This window comes from Methylobacterium sp. ME121 (assembly GCF_000974725.1).
Taxonomy (GTDB): domain Bacteria; phylum Pseudomonadota; class Alphaproteobacteria; order Rhizobiales; family Beijerinckiaceae; genus Methylobacterium; species Methylobacterium radiotolerans.
On sequence record NZ_BBUX01000147.1, the window covers coordinates 1 to 3,665 of the forward strand.

Below are 3,665 nucleotides of genomic sequence, written 5' to 3' on the forward strand. Positions count from 1 at the left end.
GCACGCCCGCTCCGAAAGGCTGCGTGCGTCATGACGGATATCGCTCGACGCACAGCATCCGCGGCTGAGAAGCCACCCGTACTCGAGAGGTACAACGATGTTCAGAGCGCTTGCACCCCTTCTCGCGACAACGGCGCTGATTGCTTCTCCAACTGCGTCGGCCGAGACGGCCTCAATGACATCCGTCGACACAACCTATCGTACGGTTGCGGTCGACGGCGTTACAATCTTCTATCGAGAAGCCGGCCCGAAGGACGCTCCGACAATCCTTCTGCTTCACGGCTTTCCATCATCTTCGGCCATGTTCGAGACGCTGATCCCTCGTCTCGCAGACCGCTTCCATCTGGTGGCACCCGATTATCCGGGCTTCGGCCTGAGCGAGGCGCCACCGCCGGAGCGATATGCCTACACGTTCGACCATGTCGCCGGCACGATCGACCAGTTTGCGGAAAAGATCGGCCTGAACCGGTACAGCCTCTTCCTTCAGGATTATGGCGGCCCCATAGGCATGAGGCTGGCTCTTGCACATCCCGAACGTGTGCAGGCGCTGATCATCCAGAATGCTGTCTCTCATGAGGATGGGCTTGGACCGCTCTGGGCAACCCGTCGGGCATTCTGGCACGACCGCGCCTCCCATGAGGACGCGGTGATCGATAGCTTCCTCTCCCTGGAGACGACGAAGCAGCGTCATCTCGGAACCAGCCCGCATCCAAAGCGATACGACCCGCATCTGTGGCTCGACGAGTTCGCCCATCTGTCCCGGCCAGGTCAACGACAGATCCAGTCCGATCTGTTTTATGACTATCGTACCAACGTCGCCTCCTATCCGATGTGGCAGACTTGGCTCCGGCAGAAGCGGCCTCCAACCCTCGTCGTCTGGGGGCGATACGATCCGTCCTTCGCGATCGGCGGTGCCGAAGCCTACAGGAAAGACCTTCCGGACGCAGAAATCCACATTCTCGATGCGGGACACTTCGCGCTTGATGAGCGCGTCGACGAGATTGCAGCGTTAGTCCGAAACTTCATGGCCAAGCAAAACCTCGATTGAAATGGCGAGGCTTGACTGCAAGGCCGTCATCGCAGTTTCGATTTGATAATGAGCATTGCGCGAGCGACTCTCTTTTCGTGATTCCCAGGTCTTGCGTCTGTTTGCATTGCGCGAGAGAATTACCCAGAAGGTGGGTGGCCTTATCGATGTCTGTTGCGGACACTCGCAGTTCTGTCACTCCGTCGATCTGTCGTCTCCGCTGCCGGTCGCAGTGATATGTACTCTATTCGATGTGTCCGAAGCAGACGAGTCGCAGCTTCCACGTAGCCGATGAGGTATCCATAAAGCCTGTATCTCGATGAGGCTTCCATCTGAGACTAGCTGGTCACGCACCTGAGCCGAAACACCAGCGCGTTCGGGATCGTTCAGTCCAAAATAGCAGCAATCGACGTGCACGCTGCGGTCGCGTATTCCTTGCGAGCTGCGGTCGATATATTCGGAACAGCTACACTTCGTTCGCGACGCCGAGTGAGTGTTCTCAATTCCAAAGCTACGGAGTTTCAAGATGAAAGTCCTGATCGCGGCCTCGGCTTTGACAGGGCATGTCAATCCGCTGCTGGCCATCGGAAACCTCCTGCGCGCCCGCGGCGACGACGTGCTGTTCACAACGGCCGAGACGTTTCGGACCCGGATCGAGGCAGCAGGTCTGCGTTTCGTCCCGTGCAATGATGGTGGAGCCGCCGCCTACCTCGACGTCAGCCTGCCGCCGGGACCGGAACGCTGGCGGCATGAATTCGAGCGGCGCTTCATCGACGGCATGCCTGGCCAAGCAGCCGGCTTGCGGAGGCTGATCGCAGATCATCGGCCTGATATCGTGATCGCCGGCAGCCTTTTCCTTGGCGTGCTGCCCTTGCTCCTCGACAGGCAACCCCGGCCGCCGATCGCCGTCCTGAACGTCAGCTTCCTCTTCCTCGATCGGCCTGATCACGCGCCGGTGGGGGCCGGCCTGCCGCCGGCAGGAGACGAAGCCGAGCGGATGCGCTACTCCGCCTTGAAGGCGGGGACGGATGCCGCCTTCGTCAATCCCGTGCGCGCCCACACGGACGGCCTGCTCGCCGGACTCGGGCTTCCGCCCCTGCCGGCTTCCCTGCCTCACTCGATCGTCGTGCTGCCGGATCTCTTCCTCCAGCCGACGGTCCCCGCCTTCGAGTACGACTTCGGTGCGCTCCCGTCCGGCCTACGCTTCGTCGGCCTCTTGCCCAACCCGCACGCCGACATACCGGTGCCGACTTGGTGGCCCGAGCTCGACGCGTGGCGCGAGGAGGGCGGCCACGTCGTGCTGGTCACGCAGGGCACACTCGCCAATGCGGACTTCGGGGCTCTGGTCGAGCCGACACTGACCGCGCTCGCCGACCGGGACGACCTGCTCGTTGTCGCGACCACTGGCGGGCGGCCCTTGGACGTCTTGCGGGGACCGCTTCCCGCCAATGCCCGGGTCGCGAGCTTCCTGCCGTTCGACCTGCTGCTGCCGAAGGTAGACTTACTTGTGACCAACGGCGGCTATGGCAGTGTCTCGCAGGCGCTGGCCGTGGGCGTGCCGATCGTCTCGGCGGGGCGGACGGAGGACAAAGCCGAGGTCGGCGCGCGCATCGGCTGGTCGGGGGTTGGTATCGACCTCACGACGGACGCGCCTACCGTTGAGACCTTGCGCACGGCCGCCCTACGCGTGTTGAACGAACCGAGCTTCCGGGTCCGGGCCGGCGAGGTAGCCGAGGCGTTCGGAAGCCTTGACAGCGGCGACGAGATCCTCGCGGCGCTCGATGCCCTCGTCAAGGGTGGCGCTCTCGTGCCAGCATCGCCGAAACGGGTTCTTTGCAGATGAGACCTGCATGACCGGGCAATCGGCGTGTCCAGCAGGGCAAAGTCCACGCTCACTGCATCTGTAAGCCGTGTCTTATACCTTCTTGGCGCTGCACTACCAGGCGATCTGGCTGCGGGCCTAAGGCAAACTGCAGTCCGAAGTTGCGGCGCTGGGGGATCGCCGCAGCCGCTACGGGACGACGGCACGGCTGCTGATGCCTGAGCTTCTGGACCGCCTGAGTACGCGCTCGGAAACGCTGCCGCTCATCCGCTATGACTTCTTCCAAGAGCTGAGCGACCTGCGGCGCACGGTGAAGGCCGTGCGCCTGTCGCGGCGGATCAGCCGGACCACTCCTTCAGTAACGTGGTCGAGGTGGAGATGTATCCCGGCCCCAGCGGACCTTCCGGTAGCGACCATGTCTGTTTCAAAGCCCCGCCCGCTCTCAAGCAGACCGCCCGCTTTCCACCCTACCCGGTTGTAGGCCCCGCCCTCACCGGCAGCCTGGAAGAAGGCCTTCCCAGAGCGCACATCGGATCCCAAGGGCCACGGAGGCACTGCGCCGCTCCATATCGTGCCCTTATGCGAATGGGCCGCCGCCGCAGCCTTCACGGTGAGCGTCCGCTATGGAGGCGCGTCGGCGGCTCGTTAGATGGCCGGAATGGGCGCAAAGCTGAACGACCGGTTCTGCGTGCGCTGGCGCTCTCACGTGACGTAGTCTAACTGAAAGCGACTGAGCCGCATTTGTTGTTTAGTCCAGAGAAGTGGACCTTCGTTGCGGCTCGTCCAATCGTCTCAAAATGCTCTTTCCGCGGACTT

General features: G+C 62.6%; 2 protein-coding genes. Both read left to right on the plus strand.

Features of this window, described 5'->3' with window-relative positions:
- Positions 1-175: 175 nt before the first annotated feature.
- On the plus strand, positions 176-1,048 hold the full coding sequence (locus ME121_RS32460) for an alpha/beta fold hydrolase (protein ID WP_230367017.1): 873 nt from the start codon (positions 176-178) through the stop codon (positions 1,046-1,048).
- Between the two features lie 505 nt (positions 1,049-1,553).
- Positions 1,554-2,870, plus strand: coding sequence for a glycosyltransferase (locus tag ME121_RS32465; RefSeq protein WP_043388184.1), 1,317 nt, complete (start codon positions 1,554-1,556; stop codon positions 2,868-2,870).
- Positions 2,871-3,665: the final 795 nt, after the last annotated feature.

Bases quoted from the DNA above. Each gene is read 5' to 3' on its own strand.
- ME121_RS32465 (WP_043388184.1), top strand. From the start codon at position 1,554: ATGAAAGTCCTGATCGCGGCCTCGGCTTTGACAGGGCATGTCAATCCG.
- ME121_RS32460 (WP_230367017.1), top strand. From the start codon at position 176: ATGACATCCGTCGACACAACCTATCGTACGGTTGCGGTCGACGGCGTT.